This is a genomic window from Psychrobacter sp. TB55-MNA-CIBAN-0194 (assembly GCF_040309505.1).
Classification (GTDB): Bacteria; Pseudomonadota; Gammaproteobacteria; order Pseudomonadales; family Moraxellaceae; genus Psychrobacter; species Psychrobacter fozii.
In genome coordinates this window covers 1-239 of record NZ_JBEOOW010000743.1, presented here as the reverse complement: position 1 = coordinate 239, position 239 = coordinate 1, and the positions used below count along the sequence as shown (strand labels likewise).

The window sequence follows — 239 nt, the reverse complement described above, 5'->3', positions numbered from 1 at the left end:
CAGCCAAGCACCGAAGCTAAAAACTTTGCCGATGATTGTCATTGTCGCGGATGAGTTTGCCGATATGATTATGCAAGTCGGTAAACAAGCTGAAGAACTGATCACGCGCTTGGCGCAAAAATCACGCGCGGCAGGGATTCATTTGATGCTTGCCACCCAGCGTCCATCGGTCGATGTCATTACTGGTTTGATTAAAGCCAATATCCCCGTTCGTGCAGCGTTACGAGTGAACTCAAAAG

General features: G+C 48.5%; 1 protein-coding gene. It reads left to right on the top strand.

What is annotated here, in order from left to right; genetic code table 11:
• Nucleotides 1–239 (top strand): FtsK/SpoIIIE domain-containing protein (locus tag AAEY75_RS16945; RefSeq protein WP_352260337.1); only part of this gene is annotated, 239 nt, incomplete at both ends.